Annotated in this window: 12 protein-coding genes; 8 read left to right on the top strand and 4 right to left on the bottom strand. The window is 39.8% G+C overall.

All coding sequences use genetic code 11. The annotated features are described in order from the left end of the window. Positions 1–22 precede the first annotated feature (22 nt). Positions 23–1,504: a peptidoglycan-binding domain-containing protein gene (locus tag V7K69_RS30285; RefSeq protein WP_335041497.1), complete on the top strand. Its 1,482-nt coding sequence runs from the start codon at positions 23–25 to the stop codon at positions 1,502–1,504. Here the strand turns inward: V7K69_RS30285 and V7K69_RS30280 are convergent. Continuing rightward, the gene (locus V7K69_RS30280; protein ID WP_335041495.1) at positions 1,501–4,527 is read right to left on the bottom strand and encodes an SMC family ATPase; all 3,027 of its coding nucleotides are present in this window, start codon (positions 4,525–4,527) and stop codon (positions 1,501–1,503) included. The two genes, V7K69_RS30285 and V7K69_RS30280, sit on opposite strands and share 4 nt — an antisense overlap. 423 nt (positions 4,528–4,950) lie before the next feature. On the opposite strand from V7K69_RS30280, the gene V7K69_RS30275 reads away from it, so the two are divergent. Further along, on the top strand, positions 4,951–5,928 hold the full coding sequence (locus V7K69_RS30275; RefSeq protein ID WP_335041492.1) for a DUF4351 domain-containing protein: 978 nt from the start codon (positions 4,951–4,953) through the stop codon (positions 5,926–5,928). Positions 5,929–5,964: 36 nt separating this feature from the next. On the opposite strand, the gene V7K69_RS30270 is transcribed toward V7K69_RS30275, so the two are convergent. Then, positions 5,965–8,046: a cation:proton antiporter domain-containing protein gene (locus V7K69_RS30270; RefSeq protein ID WP_335041490.1), complete on the bottom strand. Its 2,082-nt coding sequence runs from the start codon at positions 8,044–8,046 to the stop codon at positions 5,965–5,967. A gap of 416 nt (positions 8,047–8,462) precedes the next feature. Here V7K69_RS30270 and bchM point away from each other — a divergent pair, with 416 nt between their 5' ends. From bchM to V7K69_RS30255, 3 genes are all read left to right on the top strand, one after another. Further along, positions 8,463–9,149, top strand: a complete 687-nt coding sequence (gene bchM, locus V7K69_RS30265; protein ID WP_335041487.1) for a magnesium protoporphyrin IX methyltransferase — start codon at positions 8,463–8,465, stop codon at positions 9,147–9,149. 241 nt (positions 9,150–9,390) lie between these two features. Continuing rightward, positions 9,391–9,879 carry a hypothetical protein gene (locus V7K69_RS30260; RefSeq protein ID WP_335041484.1) on the top strand — a complete coding sequence of 163 codons (489 nt, stop codon included), beginning with the start codon at positions 9,391–9,393 and terminating at the stop codon, positions 9,877–9,879. A gap of 94 nt (positions 9,880–9,973) precedes the next feature. Beyond that, the gene (locus V7K69_RS30255; protein WP_335041573.1) at positions 9,974–10,354 is read left to right on the top strand and encodes a DUF423 domain-containing protein; all 381 of its coding nucleotides are present in this window, start codon (positions 9,974–9,976) and stop codon (positions 10,352–10,354) included. A 178-nt stretch (positions 10,355–10,532) separates the two neighbouring features. On the opposite strand, the gene V7K69_RS30250 is transcribed toward V7K69_RS30255, so the two are convergent. Then, positions 10,533–11,300, bottom strand: coding sequence for a nucleotidyltransferase domain-containing protein (locus tag V7K69_RS30250; protein WP_335041481.1), 768 nt, complete (start codon positions 11,298–11,300; stop codon positions 10,533–10,535). Here V7K69_RS30250 and egtC point away from each other — a divergent pair. After that, positions 11,299–12,087, top strand: coding sequence for an ergothioneine biosynthesis protein EgtC (gene egtC / locus V7K69_RS30245; protein WP_335041479.1), 789 nt, complete (start codon positions 11,299–11,301; stop codon positions 12,085–12,087). The two genes, V7K69_RS30250 and egtC, sit on opposite strands and share 2 nt — an antisense overlap. Positions 12,088–12,649: 562 nt before the next feature. Here egtC and V7K69_RS30240 read toward each other — a convergent pair. After that, the gene (locus V7K69_RS30240) at positions 12,650–12,964 is read right to left on the bottom strand and encodes a hypothetical protein (RefSeq protein ID WP_335041477.1); all 315 of its coding nucleotides are present in this window, start codon (positions 12,962–12,964) and stop codon (positions 12,650–12,652) included. Between the two features lie 751 nt (positions 12,965–13,715). On the opposite strand from V7K69_RS30240, the gene V7K69_RS30235 reads away from it, so the two are divergent. Together V7K69_RS30235 and V7K69_RS30230 are read left to right on the top strand one after the other, a co-directional pair. Next, positions 13,716–15,008, top strand: a complete 1,293-nt coding sequence (locus tag V7K69_RS30235; RefSeq protein ID WP_335041475.1) for a hypothetical protein — start codon at positions 13,716–13,718, stop codon at positions 15,006–15,008. Between the two features lie 934 nt (positions 15,009–15,942). Beyond that, positions 15,943–17,112, top strand: a complete 1,170-nt coding sequence (locus tag V7K69_RS30230; protein ID WP_335041472.1) for a helix-turn-helix domain-containing protein — start codon at positions 15,943–15,945, stop codon at positions 17,110–17,112. The last annotated feature ends 196 nt before the right edge of the window (positions 17,113–17,308 follow it).

Below are 17,308 nucleotides of genomic sequence, written 5' to 3'. Positions count from 1 at the left end.
GTCATAACTTGAAAAAAAGCAAGTGAAAACAGGGGTAGATAGCTATTTAACCAAGCTTGCCTCAGTCTATGAGGCATCTGAAAGCGTCAAGGTTGTTCCTACCGTAGCTAATTTCAAATTTTTGAATTGGAAAAAGTTATCTAGCGGTGCAGCGATGCGTCTTTTGTCTGCGGCAATAATTACGGGGCTTCTGAGTATCGCAGGGCAATCTTTAGCACTTCAAAAAATCGGAAGTAATGGGCCAGAAGTTAGCAGTAGCCAGAGGTGTTTAAAAAAGTTAGGCTACTTTAACGGCCCAGTCAGTGGAAAGTTTGCTAGTTTGACTCAAAATGCTGTGATCAAATTCCAGCAAGCTAATAGAATACCTGCTGATGGGGTTGTAGGTATTAATACGCAACAAGCATTACAAAGAGCATGTCAAAGTAGAACTACAGGTAGGAATACTAGTAGTGCATCGCGGTCAAGTGGTCAATATCCTGTTCTCTCTCAAGGCAAAACTGGTGCAGCCGTGACAAGGTTACAACAACGTCTGCGGCAGTTAGGCTACTTGAATGTTAATCCCAATGGGAATTTCGGCCCAAAGACTAGAGATGCTGTGATCAAATTCCAGCGAAATTATCGGATAGCTGCTAACGGAATTGTAAATCGACAAACTTGGAATGTACTACTGGGTTCCTCTCCAAATCAAGCTAGATCCTCTAGATCGTCGAGTCTTTCTACTCAACAAGTGAGAGAACTACAAGTGCGTTTGCGACAGCTAGGTTATTTTAATACAAATCCTACTGGAACTATTGGCCCAATAACTAAAAATGCTGTAAGTAAATTCCAGCAAAATTATCGCCTACCTGTTGATGGCATTGCCGATGCTCAAGTTCTAGAGGCAGTGCGTAGAGTCTCAATAGGTGGATCTATTACTCAACAACCGAGCAGAGATTATCTGACTGTAGGCGATCGCGGAGATAATGTCGCATTAGTTCAACAGCGTTTATTGCAGTTGAATTTATCTAATACCAATCCTGATGGATTTTTCAGCAATGACACCAGAGAATCTGTAATTGCATTCCAGCAATATTCTCGAATTAATGCTACCGGAAATGTAGATTGGCAAACTTGGCAAGCATTAGGGTTGGATAGCTCAACTGGGGGCAATTATACTGATGCGAATGGCTCTGTATTACCTGAAACTCGCTATCTAGTACCTGTTAATACTGGTTATGCTACACCTGAAAATAATCGCTATGTATTACCTCCTGCCAATGCCTATGCTGTACCTGGGACTAATGGCAACACATTAGTTGCTAGTAATCCTTACAGAGTAATAATACCAATTTCGAATAACGATACTCTGAGTAAGGTGCAACAATATATACCCAATGCGGTTACAGAGCAATCCCATCTAGGAGATTATGTAAATGCTGGGGCATTTAGCGATCGCGAACAAGCCGAAACCCTAACGAAAATGCTTCGGTCTTATGGTCTGGATGCACGGGTAAAATTCAATTAAATTGACAAACTCAACTGCGAACCTTCTTGAGTTTTATTCACCTCAATCCTGGCTTGGAAAGCTTCTTTGAGGTGGGGCATGTGGGTGACAGTGAGGATGCAGGCAAAATCGGAGGCGATCGCATTAATCGCTGCAATCAAGCGATCGCATCCTTCGGCATCCTGTGTACCAAAACCTTCATCCACAATCAACAATTGCAACGCCGCCCCCGCCCGTTGCGCTAATAATTTCGCCAGGGCTAAACGGATGGCAAAGTTAATTCTAAAGGCTTCCCCACCAGAGTAAGTTTCGTAAGATCGCGTTCCTCTAGAATCGGCGATTAAAATATCTAAAGTGTCTATCAGCTTGGCATTTTTCTTGGTTGATTTAGCACTACGTCCAGCTTTTTGAGTAATAAATTGTACATGAAACTGATTACCACTCAACCGCGAAAGCAATTGATTTGTCTCGGCTTCCAGTTGTGGTAACACATTCTCAATCATCAGTGCTTGGATACCATTTTTACCAAAAGCTTGCGCTAATTCCTGATAAACACGATATTCCTGTTTGCAAGATTGTAATTGCTGCTGCTGTTGATCGTACTGAATTTGCAGCGTTTCTAGTTGAAGCACCAACTGTTCCAAACGCCCCAACTTGGCTATTTGCTCATCAAGTTGCCGTCTGCGGATTGCTAACTGCTGCTCTAAAGCTTGAATTTGGGCGGATGGGTTAGCTGTTGCTTGTAATTGCTGGATAATGCTTTCGATTTGTCCGCCAAGTTTTTGCCGCTCCGTTACTCTGGCGCTTCTGGATTCCTCTAACTCTTGCAATCTCGTCTGGAGTTGCGGATACTGCTGCTGGGCTGATAGGAGTTGTTGATAACGCAAATGCCAAGATTGAGCTTGGCGGACAGCTATACGCAGATTATTATGCTGCTCAGAACTGTAGCCAATTTCGGTAATGTGACGCTCAAGAGCCGCGATTTGTTTAGCACATTCAGAATCAGTGCGATCCTGTTCGATTCTGAGTTGTAATTGAGCAATTTGGGCTTGTAATTCTGGTTTTCGGGCTAATAGTTGCCCTTGTCGCTTAGTTGCATCTTTAATCTGCCCTTGTTTTATTTCTGCCCATCGCCACCGTTCAACTTCACTTCGGGCGAGGGCGTGGTCTTGTTCATTATAATTAGCTTGTTGCAGATATTGGTCTAGCTGCCGGAGTTCGGCTTGTTTATCGGGAGCGTAATCACCAGCTTGGAGCGATCGCTCTAAATGCTGTTTTTCGGCAGCAATTTGTTGTAACTGTTGTTGAACATCAGTTGTCGCTTCTAACTGTGCCGCTAACTGTCCCCGTTGTTCCCGTAAACCATCGTAACTCGCCAATTGTTGGGAAATTTCCCGATATTCCTGCCTAAGTACCTGGATTTCTCTGTCTGACACAGCCATTTGTTCGCGGACTACCCAAAACTGCCCTTGAGTATCCTCTAATTCAGCCTGGGTTTTTTCCACCACTCGGCTCCAATGATGTTCGTCTAAAGGGCGTTCGCATAATGGACAAAGAGCTTCAGGATTTTGGAGCATCTGCAATTTTTGCTCTAATTCTCCTAATAGCTTTTCATAGTCACGTTGATGAGCTTGCAGACGTTCAATAAAGTGTCGCCTTTCATGCCCTTTTTCTTGGACTCGTTGCAGATAAACCCGCTTTTTCTCCAGTTCCTCAATCTGGATTGCCACATCCATCACCGCTTGTTGCAATTGCGGTTGGCGGCGGTGCTGGCGTTGCAATTGGTTCTCAGTACTTTGCAGTTGTTCGAGTCGCGCGACTAAACCAGCATGAGTGCGATCGAGTTGGCTTTGTAAAGTTGCTCGTTGTTGCAACAACGGAGTCACTTGCATTTGCAGTTCATCTAAGCGAGCAACATGGTGGCGGGCTGCGGCTAATTGTGCTAAAGCAGCTTCTACTTCACCTGATTTAGTCAGAGTTTGTTGAATATCTCGCTCTTGTTGCTGCAAAGCTTCTAACTGCGCTTGGGCTTGTTGCAGTTGCCGTTCGATTTCGTGAATTTGTTTGGTAAGCTGTTGTTGCTTTTGTTGGCGAGTCTGCCCAGCGCGGGTATATTCTTCAAATTTGGCAGCAAAAGCTTCTTCTTGAGATTGGAGAGTTTGATATTGGGCATATCCAGCTTTAATTTCAGCTTCTTGGTGTAATATTTTTTCTAAATCTGATAACTGAGAGCCAATAGCTGATTGTTCTTGTTGGAGGCGATCGCAATCTTGGGTAAGATTTTGGTATTGCTGCTTTACAAAACTGAGTTGTTGTTCCCAATTTTGGCGCTGGTGCTGGATAACTTGCAAATTTTGTAATTGAATATTATCAAAGGCTTGTACCTGTTGCAGTTGGTTGAGTTCGGCTTCTAACTCGACTCTTTGCGCTTCGGTTGTCTCGCGTTGTTGCAACTGAATTTTAATCGACTCCAAAGAACGCTCTAACTCTACTGCCCTTGCTTTGAACTGACGAGAAGATTCCTTTGCCCGTTCTTCTAAATCATCGTACTGATTGAGTTTCAACAACTCCGCTAAAATTTCTTTGCGTTCCGTGGGACGCTTGAGCATGAACTCATCTGCACGGCCTTGACGTAAGTAGGCAGAATTAATAAATGTATCGTAATCGAGCTTGATATGTTCTAAAATCAAATCCTGGGTTGCTCTTACCCCTTTGCCAGTGAGTGAGCGAAACCCAGATGGGATTTCGATTTGAAATTCCAGAACGCTAGTACCTCCCCGAATTCGGGTACGAATTACGCGATATTTTTGCTGGTTGCTTTGAAAAGTAAAATCAACCCGAACTTCTTTCGCACCAGAATAGATGACATCATCTTCAGCAGTGGCGCGGCTTTCACCCCAAATTGCCCAAGTGATTGCTTCCAGAAGCGAAGATTTACCCGCACCATTGGAACCCGAAATACAAGCCGTATGCAAACCACGAAAATCTAAAGTTGCATCACGGTAACTAAGAAAGTTTTTGAGGATAAGTTGTACTGGGATCATTCACGCTATAGCGCCACATCTACTTTTAATAATTAACAGTACAGATGCACTGTTTGTTAGTTTAGCTATCTAGATATCAGGTTTCTAGTCTTGAAGACATCAATTTTACAAAAATTAATAATAAAATGAGCAAATTTCTCTTGTTGGATGAAAAATTTTTGCTATTTTCGGAGAAAAATGAAACTTCCGTGGAGAGCGATCGCTATTTATCCCTGTCGTCTGCGGTGAAAACATTATAATGACTGTGGCTAATTGTCGAAAGACGATGAGCGATCGCACCAAAAACAATCTTAAGCATCAAGTCTCGTTTTGACTTATTTGCAAGCTAAAGGGAATGTACGCGAAAGAGGAACTTCTAACCTGCCTGAAAAATATTGGCTGCTCACACCTTACTATTAAGAACATGAATTTACCAATCAACTGATGATCGAGGAACGAGAAAGAGCCGATAACGATTCGCCGTGGAAAGAAATCTTAGAAGCCTACTTTCCCCAAGCAATGCAGTTTTTCTTCCCCCAAACAGCAGCATTAATTAATTGGGAACGTCCCCATGAGTTTCTCGATAAGGAATTTCAACAAATAGCACGGGACGCTGAACTTGGTAGAAGATATGCAGATAAATTAGTCAAAGTCTGGCAAATTCAAGGAGAGGAAATTTGGCTGTTGATTCATGTCGAAGTTCAGGCCAAATCGGAAGATATATTTGCTCAAAGGATGTTTTCTTACAACCTGCGAATTTTTGACAAATTTGCTCAACCAGCCATTAGCCTAGCAATTTTGTGTGATTCTGACTCTAATTGGAGACCAAATCAATACAGTTACAATTATCCCGATTGTGGTCTGAATTTTAGATTTGGAACTATTAAACTGCTGGATTATCAACAACAATGGACAGAGTTAGAGAATAGCGATAATCCGTTTGCAACGGTGGTAATGGCACATTTGAAAACCCAACAGACTAGTAAACAGGCAGGAGAACGGAAAAATTGGAAATTTAGCTTAATTCGGCGATTATATGAACAAGGGCTACAAGAAAGGGATATTCGCAACCTCTATCGTTTTATCGATTGGGTTATGATTTTACCAAAAGCGTTAGAAGCAGAATTTTGGCAAGAATTTAAGTTATTCGAGCAGGAGCGTACCATGAGTTACATCACTACAGGCGAGCGCATTGGCTACGAGCGAGGAAAGGAAGAAGGAAAACAGGAAGGAAAACAGGAAGGTGAGCAAGCACTTGTCTTACGACAGCTACAAAAACGGGTAGGGGAGTTACCCGACGAAGTTCGGGAACAAATTCAAAGTCTTTCTCTAGAACAGTTGGAAGCACTGGGTGAAGCTTTGTTAGATTTTAGTGCGATCGCTGATTTGCTTAATTGGCTACAAGCTCATCAAACAGTTTAGTGCGATCGCACCTTTTATTGATTTATAAATAGTAGCTTATGAGTGGGATTCTCCAAGCAACACAATTGAACACTTCAATTCTCGAAGTAACTGCGTTGTTACTTCGCTGACGGCTAATCCGCCGGCTGTGCGATAACGAACGGAACGCAACACCGCTAAATCAAATGACTGAGCCTCCCGAATTATAACTCTAGCAACATCATCACCCCTGATTGTTTGGATATTTGTATTCACCTCTAATTGGCTTTTAGAGGTAATATCAGACAATTGAGATACAAAGTTATCTACTCGAGTCTGAGGTGTTTTGCGATCGCATACGTGTAACAGCACAACTTCAGCCTGATTAACATCAGCCAAAATTTGGGCCAACCGTAAAGCACCGATGGTTTGGCGTGTTAAGTCTCCAACTGGTACAAGAATTCTTTGGATTGTTTTAGGACTGCTCAAAAGGCGTGTTACAGCTACTGGACAGTGAGAAGACCAGAAAACGCTATCAATTACACTACCAAATAAGCGGGCACGTAAACCTGTTGTCCGCGACCAGCCCATAACTACTAAGCTAGCATTTTGTTCTCGACTGGCACGGCTAATTCCCAACGCTGCATCATCATCAATCCGAATTGCTGGCGATACTTCTACCTCAAATTCTTGACTAATTTCTTTAGCTAAATTCAATCTTTCTCGACTTTGACCAAGTGCTGTTACTAATTGCGGATCATCCATCTGAATATGCGCTCTAGTAATAGCCAATGGCACAATTTTTCCAGATTCATGACTAGCCAGTAGTGCTGCCATTTCTATTAGATAGCGCTGGGTTTGAGGGTTGTATATTGGCACTACTACAGTAAATGGATACTGATTTTTTTCTACTTGCTCATCTTCATTATTTTGCCACCAAGTTGTCAAACTATCTGTTTCAAAATCTGTCTGAGAAAGCTGTAGGGAAGGAGCAAATCGTGATGTGATCACTGGGCCTAAAATAGCAGTCACCAGCATGAGGACAATCACACTGTTTAAGACAGCTTCATTGATTAAGCGTTCACCAGCAGGATTTACAGTTTGATAAGCAACCAACGTTGCTGCTAGTGTGGCTGCTACCTGTGGTAGTGACAATGACCACATCGTTAGCAATTCCGCCGTGTTGTAGCGATACAATAATTTGGCTAGGAATGCTGCTATAAATTTGCTGCCAATCAAAGCTATCACAATTACCAGAGTCAGCCAAATTGAACTGAGGGTTTTGATAAATGCAGGGATATTGATCAATAATCCCATGTCCACGAAGAAACAAGGGATAAATAAAACACTACCAATAAACTCGATTTTTTCTTTGACTGGGCTACGCCCCAGAACGTCGTTGACAGCTAAACCTGCTAAAAACGCACCAACAATTTTTTCAACTCCAATTACCTGCGCTCCGACAGATGCCAAAAATAATGCTAATAATATAAACAAAAACTGGTTACTTTGTTCATCCCCAGAGCGGCGAAAAAACTCTTTTCCTGCCCAGTCAAAGCCAAACAGGACAACAGCAGTGTAAATTGCTAATCCACCCAATAAAATCGCTAAACTCATGGCGGAGAATTGCCCTCCATGAATTCCAACACAAATCGCTAATACTAGCAAAGCACCTGTGTCAGTAAAAATTGTGGCACCAATCGTGACGGTTACAGCTTCATTAGTTACCACTCCCAGACGACTTACAATTGGATATGCTAAGAGAGTATGAGAAGCCAGTAAAGAACCAATTAGTACGGAGGCATTCCAACCAAAATTGAATAATCTTCCTGTTGCAATGCCAGCAATAAGTGGAACTAAAAATGTTAAAAGGCCAAATCCAATTGAGCGATTTCTAGTTTTACGGAACTGCTCTAAATCAATTTCTAAACCTGCCACGAACATCAAATAAAGTTTGCCGATCTCCGAGAGCAGATTGATAGTTTCAGACTCAGGGTTTAACAACTTTAGCCCATTTTGTCCTAATAATATACCTGCGACTAACAACCCCACTAATCCAGGTAGTCTTAGCCGCTCAAATATAGGGGGTACAGTAAAGATTACTGTTAGGAGAATCGTAAATGCAACGATAGGACTGTCTGTTAACGAGTTCAGTGCCATGTCTAAATAATTAAGACTAAATAGAAAACATACAATAGTTCTAAGAAAATTTACTTAAAACTTTTTTACAATTTAGTTTTATTGGTTACAAAAAGCTAAATCGTTAACAGCATAAATGTTGCGATCGCAATCACGACTCTACCTAAAGAAGGGGTTGTTTACATCTACAGGTTTAAATAATAATGGAATTTATAGTAAAGAAAAGATTGAATGTTTAAATACTAGTACATGATACTAAAGAGTCATAAAACGCTGATATTTACTTAAAAATAGCAGTTCTCGTTAAAATGACTAGAGACGCACATATTTGTGTCCCTACTTCTCTGCACCATATCTAGAAAAATCTGGAAGACCGTACTTATGAGTTCCTATCAATGATAATTTTAAGCATTGGGAACCCCTAAAAATCAGAGTTTATGAACGCAGCCGACGATAAAACGATTGTTCGTGAGTATTTCAATTCCACAGGGTTTGACCGTTGGAAGCGAATCTACGGCGATGGCGAAGTCAACAAAGTCCAATTAGACATTCGCAATGGGCACCAGCAAACCGTAGATACAGTTATCGGCTGGTTAAAGGCTGATAACAATTTACCAGAGCTATCAATCTGCGATGCTGGGTGTGGTGTCGGTAGTCTCAGCATCCCTTTAGCGGTAGATGGTGCCAAAGTCTATGCCACCGATATCTCTGAAAAAATGGTGGAAGAAGGCAAGGATAGAGCAAAGCTTACCTTGGGAAATGAAGAAAATCCCACTTTTGCCGTGCAGGACTTGGAATCGTTGAGCGGTAATTACCATACCGTTATTTGCTTGGATGTTCTCATTCACTATCCCCAAGAAAAAGCCGATGAGATGATATCTCATCTCTGTTCTTTAGCACAGTCACGGATAATTCTCAGTTTTGCGCCAAAGACCTGTGCCCTGAGTATACTCAAGAAAATTGGCAGTTTCTTTCCTGGGCCAAGTAAAGCGACTCGTGCATATTTGCACCGTGAGGCTGATGTGGTGAGAATCTTGGAAAGCAATGGCTTTTCATTGCAACGAAAGGCAATGACGAAGACTCGCTTCTATTTTTCTCGCCTACTAGAAGCTACACGGAAGTAAGATAAATATTATTAGTCTGTCAAATTTAATTTGATAGTTTCGTAGTTTGCACTTAGCAAAGACAGCGCAAACTACGAACAAGCCGTGCCTTTCGGTTGTTTCTTGACAGGCTAGAACTAGCAAGCTATGCAAAAATTCCGTTACTAAAGCTAAAAAACCATCGCCAGGAGTAGATTGATAGTAGAACCTTTGCAAAAGTCAGGTTAAAATCGCTAGCAAAGTTCAAATTTGAAGTGGAACTATGAAAACTGCTGAAAAATTGGCTGCCGGTTGGCTACTGACATTCGGATTTATGTTTGTAATGCTATCAGCAGCAGAGGTATTTAATAAAACGACTATGGAAAAATCAATCACCCTACCCTTATCCTGGGATGGCTCGATTGAGTTCGTAGCACCAACAGATACCCCTGTAATTGATAATACTGCGGTAGAACGTCTAATTTTTGGTGTTCCTAGCCTAACGCTGGGTACATGGTTAGCATTGGGATTATATCGCCAAAGTCGGCAAGAAAAAAAGGCGCTTAATCAACAAGTTAGCGATCGCCTGCAATCGATTTTTTATGGGATGCTACAAGAAAATCATGGGCGTGTAACTGTTTTAGGCTTTGCAATGAAGTCACAACTATCGGCAGCCCATGCTAGGCAGTATTTAGACGAAAAAGCTAAAGAATTCAATGCAAACTTTAAGGTGAACGAAGAAGGGGCAGTATCATATCATTTTGATGTCTAATTGTCATTTGTCAATAGTCCTTTGTTATTTGTCCTTTGTTATTCAACAATAACTAATGACCAATGACTGTTTTACCAACTTACGGCTAGGTCTAATGACGCAGATTTTTTTGAGCATAGCTGCCATTTTAGGCGGTTTGGCAGTTGCTGCTGGTGCTTTTGCTTCCCATGCCCTGCGGGAAAAAATTAGTGAGCGATCGCTAGAAATTTTTGAAACTGGCGCTCGTTACCAAATGTATCATGCTCTGGCACTTTTTCTAGTAGCAATACTAATTAGTCGCACTGAGTCCCCTCAACCTACTCTCATCGCTAGTGGATGGCTGTTTCTCGCTGGCATTGCTATTTTCTCAGGTAGCTTGTATGCCATTAGCTTAACTGGTATTAAGTCCTTGGGAGCGATCGCACCACTAGGCGGGGCAGCCTTTCTTGCTGGTTGGGGTACCTTAGCTTTTGCTGCTTGGAATTTAAAGTTGTAAAAAAGTTAGAAATTAATAGTTAAGGAAATACCAAAAAATAAATTATCCGATATTTGTAGGGTGCTTTTAGTTCACATATCGTCGTTCTATCTAACACATCCTACAAATTGGATATTTTTTTAGTTTGAAGTCTGGAAAGCAAGAATAACCATTTTTAAATAGGATTTACAAATAAAACTTATTTCTGTAATTTTACATTAGTTCTCAGGCGTACTAGCAAATTATGTAAAGCCGCATTCGCTGAAGGTACTTCAGGTAATAGGCTAGATTCGTATGCTTCCTGCAACTTATTTCGCAGACGTTCATATTCTATTTGATGAAAATCTACATTAACATTTGATACAACAGACTTTTCTTTCCCTGCTAACTTTTGGGCAATTAAATCATGAATATATGATAAATTGAAACCCTCATTCAATTTCATTATATTAGCTTCAACTATACCTGTTTGCATCAAATAAATCCCTGTCAATAAAACTCGATAAACATAAAGTAAAGGCTTTAAGCGATACGTATGTTCATTTTCAAAAAGCTTCCATTGTGTTGCAGCAAAACCAATATAATGGTAATAATGGTGACGGGTAATACAACCCTTGGCAATAAACTTTAATTCCTCATATTCGGGTAAAGTTGTTAATACTAAAGGTGAGTATAGTTGTTCTAATACGTAGCCATTTTTTTTAAGCAGCATTAAAAAGAATTTTTTGACATCATGAGTTACTAAATCAATTTCTAAAGCTTTGCGAATTTCTGAAACTTCAATAGTTTCATTTCCAGTTTCTAATCCTACAACTTTTTCAACTGGTAAAATATGCACCCCACGCAAGTCATAATCAGAATCAGGTGACGGAAAACCATATAAGTGGGAACCACTAATGATGGCGAATAAAAGCGGGTAAGGCTGTTGCCCAATAATTGTGTTAATAGAAGGTGGAATATTCATCATGTGCCGTTTACTTGCTTACCTTGGTTCGCCTGTTTCTTTAGAGCATCTTTTGTATAAACCAGAACACTCACTCATAGTTCAGAGTTATAAACCCCGCGAAATGACTTCTGGAGTAGTAAATGCAGATGGTTTTGGTGTGGGTTGGTATCATAGCCAAAAAGATATCGAACCATTTACCTACAAAAATACTCTACCTATTTGGAATGATATAAACTTACCCAGTCTCAGCCGTTACGTTGAATCCAAGTGTGTGCTTGCTTATGTCCGCAGTGCTACATCCGAACAAGCCGTAGATTTTGCTAATTGTCAGCCCTTTAAACATCAACAACAGCTATTTATTCACAATGGAAGGATTGAAAATTTCCACAAAACATTACACAGAAAAATCCGCAGCACTTTAACTCAAGATTTTTACGAAAAAATTAATGGTAATACTGACTCTGAACACATTTTTGCATTGTTACTTTCACAAAGTCAAATTAACAAACATCGTCCTCCAGAGTATGCTTTACGTACTACATTATCAACACTATTAGAGATGGCAAAGCGCTATCAAGTAGAAGCCTCAATCAATGTAATCTTTAGTGATGGACATCGCCTGATAGCTTCTCGATTTGCTACAACTTCTCCGGCTCCATCTCTTTATTGGATTAGAGACGATCCGACTTTTTCAAATTCTGTAATTATTGCGTCTGAACCTCTATTTATAGGTAACTGGAATGCTTTTCCAGAAAATAGTATAATTACTGTGGGAGAAGACAGTGAGATCCAAATTGAGCAAATTTAGTATAAAAGAAGCTATTTTTCAAACCTTATCTAGCTATCCATACAATACCGACTGATTGATGCGTGTGCAGATATGTTGGAAAGTAGCGCGAATCAGCTATTAGGGGATTATGCTTCATTTTAAGGTGAATTCTGCACTAGGTGAGACTATCCTCACCGAAATTTACTGCAAATTTGACCTCGATACTATTAAGTCGTAACTCACTGCACAAGGTTTATTACCTCTTCTAGTATATACAGATCAAAATCAATGGTTTGGTTTATTGCTTTGTCAAATGCAAGCATCAAGTAAAGCAGGGTATGCCCAACATAATATAGCGGTTCTCAGTTAAGTTCAATATAGACCCTAGCCCCAACCTTGTTGTGTTGAGGGATAACACTCAAATCTTCTCTTCTTTTAAAAGAGGAAAATGGAAGTGAAGTCAGGGTATATTGCATACAAACGAGAACCGCTATGGATGAGATGCTTCTTACTCTAGCAAAAGAGAACAATTAGAATCTCTGTTGCTGGAGTCATATTTTCACTCAATAAATTTCAACGTCCTGTAAATATTAGCCGTTGATTATTGCTGCATCGAAGGTGTGGGAAAAATTCTGCTGAATATAGGAAGCCGTTGCTTTGGCTTCGTTGCAGCTATATTTGCATTAACGGCAGAAGAGTTATTGCTTACCTCAGAGAGGATAGTTGGTTTGTTATTAGTAGAATTGGCAGAATCAGTCAATGGAATAGCCAAAGGTGAATTTGAAGATACAGAACTAATATTCTCAGTATTTTGATTGTTGGGCTTTACCGGAGTTTGACCTTGACATGGAGTAATCATCAAAGTCGAAGTTGTTCCTAATGCCAGTATGAGTAAATGAGAAAAATATTGTTGCATGGAGATTGGCAAAATGGTTTGGTAAATATTCCTCTTTTCAAGGAGTTGTGCTTGCTCCTAGTTATAAATAAACCGTAGCTATAGGATGTAAATCATGGCAATATCGTCCTATGGAACCTGATTTTTGGGTTTCATAAGTGAATGAATACTAGCACTTACTAGTGAATTAATTATCTAAAAAAGCTTAAGCGTACCGAGTCAAATACCCTATAAATTAGGGATAATGTAAATTTCTCTTTAATAAAAAGAGAAGATTTATTTCAAGACTGCTGAATCAGTCTGTTAGAGAGATAGCAAATAGATACACCTGAAATAGCTGACGTTTTTTCATCAACTAAGCCAGCACAACCATTTATACTTTAGTTGTATTTCAACTATTAACAAAAGAGGAATACTACTGATTTTTTGATAAAGCTAGTTTATAGGAGATCAACTCTTAACTCGCATATTTAAGTAATTAAAGCAGAAAGTATATGAAATTTTAATAAAACCTGAGCTTTATGAAGTAGCTTCTTTAAAGAAATACTTGTATACGTTAAATAATAAATACTATTCCTTTATCTCCAGCCACCCTAAAGCTACATCCCGTTCACCAGCCAGCAATCAAGTGATAATTTTTTGAGCTGATGTCGATATTTTAAGCTTTACCATCTCATCTGAAACTTTTAGAGCATCTGGAGATTCTTACAAGTTAGACTAGACTTCTCTAGTTAGGAATAGCAATACCCACACTCCTATTTTTTGAAAATATATGAAATTTAGAACCTTCAAATATCCTTTCGCACTCATGTTAGTCAGCTTCAGTTTTTTGCAGACAGCTGATGCTCAAATTCCTGCAACTGAAATCTCCAAGCTATCTCAAGAAGTTTCTGGACTTCGGAAACAAGGCCCAAGCGGGTTACAACTATTTCTCAAATCTCATGCAAGTAAGCTAAATATTAATTCTTCAGATGCAGTTCTATCTTCATCTGCACTCCGGCTAGCTTTAGACGAACTCTGTCAACAACGAGACTGTTATGCCTCTCATCTGTACTGGTACACTGACATAGAACAAGCCAAAGCTGCTGCTAAAACTAGCGGTAAACCTATTTTATCTCTGCGGTTGCTGGGCAGACTGGATCAGGATTTGAGTTGTGCCAATAGTAGGTTTTTCAGGGTAGCGCTGTATCCGAATGGTGAAATTTCTAAGCTGCTTCAAGACCACTTTATCTTGCACTGGCAATCGGTGCGCCCTGTACCTAAAGTAACGATTGATTTTGGCGATGGACGCAAGTTGGAGCGGACAATTACAGGCAATAGCATTCACTATATATTAGATGCATCGGGTCGTCCAATTGACGCAATTCCAGGATTATATAGTCCCAAAGCATTTTTACGTCAGTTAAAGCAGGCTGAAGTAGCGGTAAAAGATTATAGTAAACTTGCAAAAAGCGATCGCGAGGCTTTTTTAAGAAAATACCACAGCGATCGTCTAAACTCTATCCAAACCCAATGGGTTGCAGATCTATCCCGCTTGGGTATCCAGTCTCCCCCTAAGTTGGTGAAAGTTCCGAGCAATCCCAGTCAGCCTCCTACAGCAGAAAGAGCAAGTTCTCTAGCAGTTTCTAAGATGAGAGTTGAAGCGCCAATGCTGACTGCTTTTCAGTCTGATGCTGAACGGAATCAAAATGCTTTAGCTGAAATTACCGACCAGGAAGTTTGGAACAAAATCGCTCAACTCTATGCCGCCGATGTCAAGCTAGATCAAAATAGCATCTCTTTAATCAGAGCTAAAAAGTCTCAGCCTGCTAACACGAAAGAAGATAATTTGCCGATAATAGTGAAAAAATTTGAAACCACAATGGCTTTAGATACAGTCAGAAATGAATATATGCTACACAGCCAAATTCATCAATGGTTCATGCAAGGAAAGCAAACAAGCAGTGTGGAAGCCCTAAATGAGCAAGTATACGCCCAACTATTTTTAACTCCTAGTTCTGACCCCTGGTTAGGGCTTTTCCCCAGTGATAGCTACAGCGCCATTGATAATGACGGCATCCGTTAAGTTAATACAGCAGATTTTAGGTATTTACAACACAACTGAGACGAGGAGTTGAGAGTAGGACAGTGCAGTTCAATTACTTGAAAAGCGCTGTAAATTGAAGCAAATAAAAGGGAGTGACGAGATTTTATAGTATTGACACCTTACCCATCACTCCTTATAACTTGCGCGTTGATTAGCTGTTACGCATTGTTAAATTACATCAGCTGACTGCTTCATTTATCCTCTAACTAAAGAGGCGGATAATTGTTAAGTTGTTATGTGATTTCCTATACGCCTATTTTTAATTTACCAAACAGAATTCTAATTACTGAATTCTGTTTGGTATTTTATATGACTAGCAAACTTCAGTTTTCCTTTGCTTGTGCTAGGGAATTTCATAATTGATTTTAAGAGCGAAAGACTTGGATTCCCTACTTTTTACAAAAGTTGTAAATCTTGTGGTGAAATTTGTTACTAACAAATGTATTCATAAGCACAAACAAACTTAACTTAGATTATATGTCTTTGGTAGTAGTGGCTTGATTCTTGTGATGGAAGTTAGGGAAAATATTATCAGTTATTCTAGGTTTTATTGCAAATACTTATCATTAATACTAAATCATTTATTGGGGGAATGACAAAGTGGCTTAAACAATAGCAAGAAATTCAGTTTGAAAACGGGCTGTCTTATCTAAGTTTGTCTGTTAGTCATAATTTTTACTGGCTTATTAGTTTGGTTATAAATGAGCCTAATCTTAGGTCAGCAAGTTAGGCGCTCCTATTGGCTGATTTTACCGAATTGTCCGACCAAAGGTAGACGTAATAAATATCAAAATACCGTAGGGTTGATGTAATAAAGTATTCAAACATCTATAAGTATTAATAGACACTCCATAATTTCTTACTAGTAGATTTTTTTTGCTCAACCTCTGCAAACAAGTAGTGGCAATTTAAGGTGAACATAGAAAAATTTATCCAACGTACAGAAATATTACACAAGCGTTTAGCAGATTTATACCAAACTGCTAGTGTATTGCCTTGGATTCCACCGGATCTACTGCCGCAAGCTTTAAAGGAACTCCATAACACCTTAAAGATAGTACAGTTAGCGGCACAAGAACTGTATCAGCAAAATGAGGAACTATTAAAAACACGAAATAGGCTAGAAGCAGAACGCGAACACTACCAAGATTTATTCGAGTTTGCGCCGGACGGCTATTTAGTGACTAATACAGAAGGAATCATTCAAGAAGCTAACTATACCGCAGCGAGATTACTCAATGTTTCAAAGCATTTTTTGGTCGGTAAACCAATGATCAACTTTGTTTCTCTAGGAGAACGTCAACAGGTTCGCTGCGAACTCATCCAGTTATCTAAATCAGACAGAGTTGAAGAGTTATTAGTACGCTTGCAAAAACGTCATGGTGAGTTCTTTGATGCAGCTTTGACAGTGGCAGTTGTCCGCAATCAGCAAGGTAAGGAAATCTCTCAGCGCTGGATGGTGCGTAATATTAGTGACCGTCAGTATTTAGAATCAGGAATAGTCAAGAATGACGGCGACTTGTTCAACGAGCGTCAAGTTTATAAACATTGTAAAGGAGAAACTATTCCACTCAATCCACTAGTAATTTGGTATGTTTCTCAGGGTTTGGTCAAACTCAATACTTACTGTGAAACGGGTGAAGAAGTTTTGATAGGATTGGCAACAGCAGGAATGGTTTTTGGCTCTAGTTTGACTTCTTTAAATATCTACCAAGCAACAGCCTTATCTGATGTTAAGTTGGTATCAATTTACGCGGCAGAGATAGAGGCTTCTCCAAATCTGAGCCATACGCTTTTACCAAAAATCAATCAGAGGTTACGGCAAACAGAATCTTTTTTAGTTATTTCTGGAAGGCGACGAGTACAAGAGCGCTTGCACTATCTATTAGAACTTTTGAAACGAGAAGTGGGTGAAACTGTGCCGGAGGGAACTCGCCTAAGTGTTCGCTTTACTCACGAAGATATTGCTAGCGCCTGTTGTACTACCAGAGTAACAATTACACGATTGATGGGGAAATTACAAGAAGAAGGTATTATCAGTTTTGACTCAAAAAAACACATTATCTTGAAAGATTTCCATTAATTACAGATGGGTAAGTAGGTAGGTGGGGAAAAATCTAACTATGTTAAGATAAGTAAATACATAAAATATATTTACTTAGTAACAAATAATATGGGCGCTCATTTAAGGGTATTCCTGACGTATGAGCAAGACCAAACCCTGTTAAAACTGAGAACTGTGGATGTACCACAGAAAGTCAAAGACCGAGCAGAGCTAA

Source organism: Nostoc sp. (assembly GCF_036917775.1).
GTDB lineage: Bacteria > Cyanobacteriota > Cyanobacteriia > Cyanobacteriales > Nostocaceae > Nostoc.
The sequence above is the reverse complement of the archived record's forward strand: the minus strand, read 5'-3'. Positions and strand labels throughout refer to the sequence as shown.

Bases quoted from the DNA above. Each gene is read 5' to 3' on its own strand.
- V7K69_RS30280 (WP_335041495.1), bottom strand. From the start codon at position 4,527: ATGATCCCAGTACAACTTATCCTCAAAAACTTTCTTAGTTACCGTGAT.
- V7K69_RS30275 (WP_335041492.1), top strand. From the start codon at position 4,951: ATGATCGAGGAACGAGAAAGAGCCGATAACGATTCGCCGTGGAAAGAA.
- V7K69_RS30270 (WP_335041490.1), bottom strand. From the start codon at position 8,046: ATGGCACTGAACTCGTTAACAGACAGTCCTATCGTTGCATTTACGATT.
- bchM (WP_335041487.1), top strand. From the start codon at position 8,463: ATGAACGCAGCCGACGATAAAACGATTGTTCGTGAGTATTTCAATTCC.
- V7K69_RS30260 (WP_335041484.1), top strand. From the start codon at position 9,391: ATGAAAACTGCTGAAAAATTGGCTGCCGGTTGGCTACTGACATTCGGA.
- V7K69_RS30255 (WP_335041573.1), top strand. From the start codon at position 9,974: ATGACGCAGATTTTTTTGAGCATAGCTGCCATTTTAGGCGGTTTGGCA.
- egtC (WP_335041479.1), top strand. From the start codon at position 11,299: ATGTGCCGTTTACTTGCTTACCTTGGTTCGCCTGTTTCTTTAGAGCAT.
- V7K69_RS30250 (WP_335041481.1), bottom strand. From the start codon at position 11,300: ATGATGAATATTCCACCTTCTATTAACACAATTATTGGGCAACAGCCT.
- V7K69_RS30240 (WP_335041477.1), bottom strand. From the start codon at position 12,964: ATGCAACAATATTTTTCTCATTTACTCATACTGGCATTAGGAACAACT.
- V7K69_RS30235 (WP_335041475.1), top strand. From the start codon at position 13,716: ATGAAATTTAGAACCTTCAAATATCCTTTCGCACTCATGTTAGTCAGC.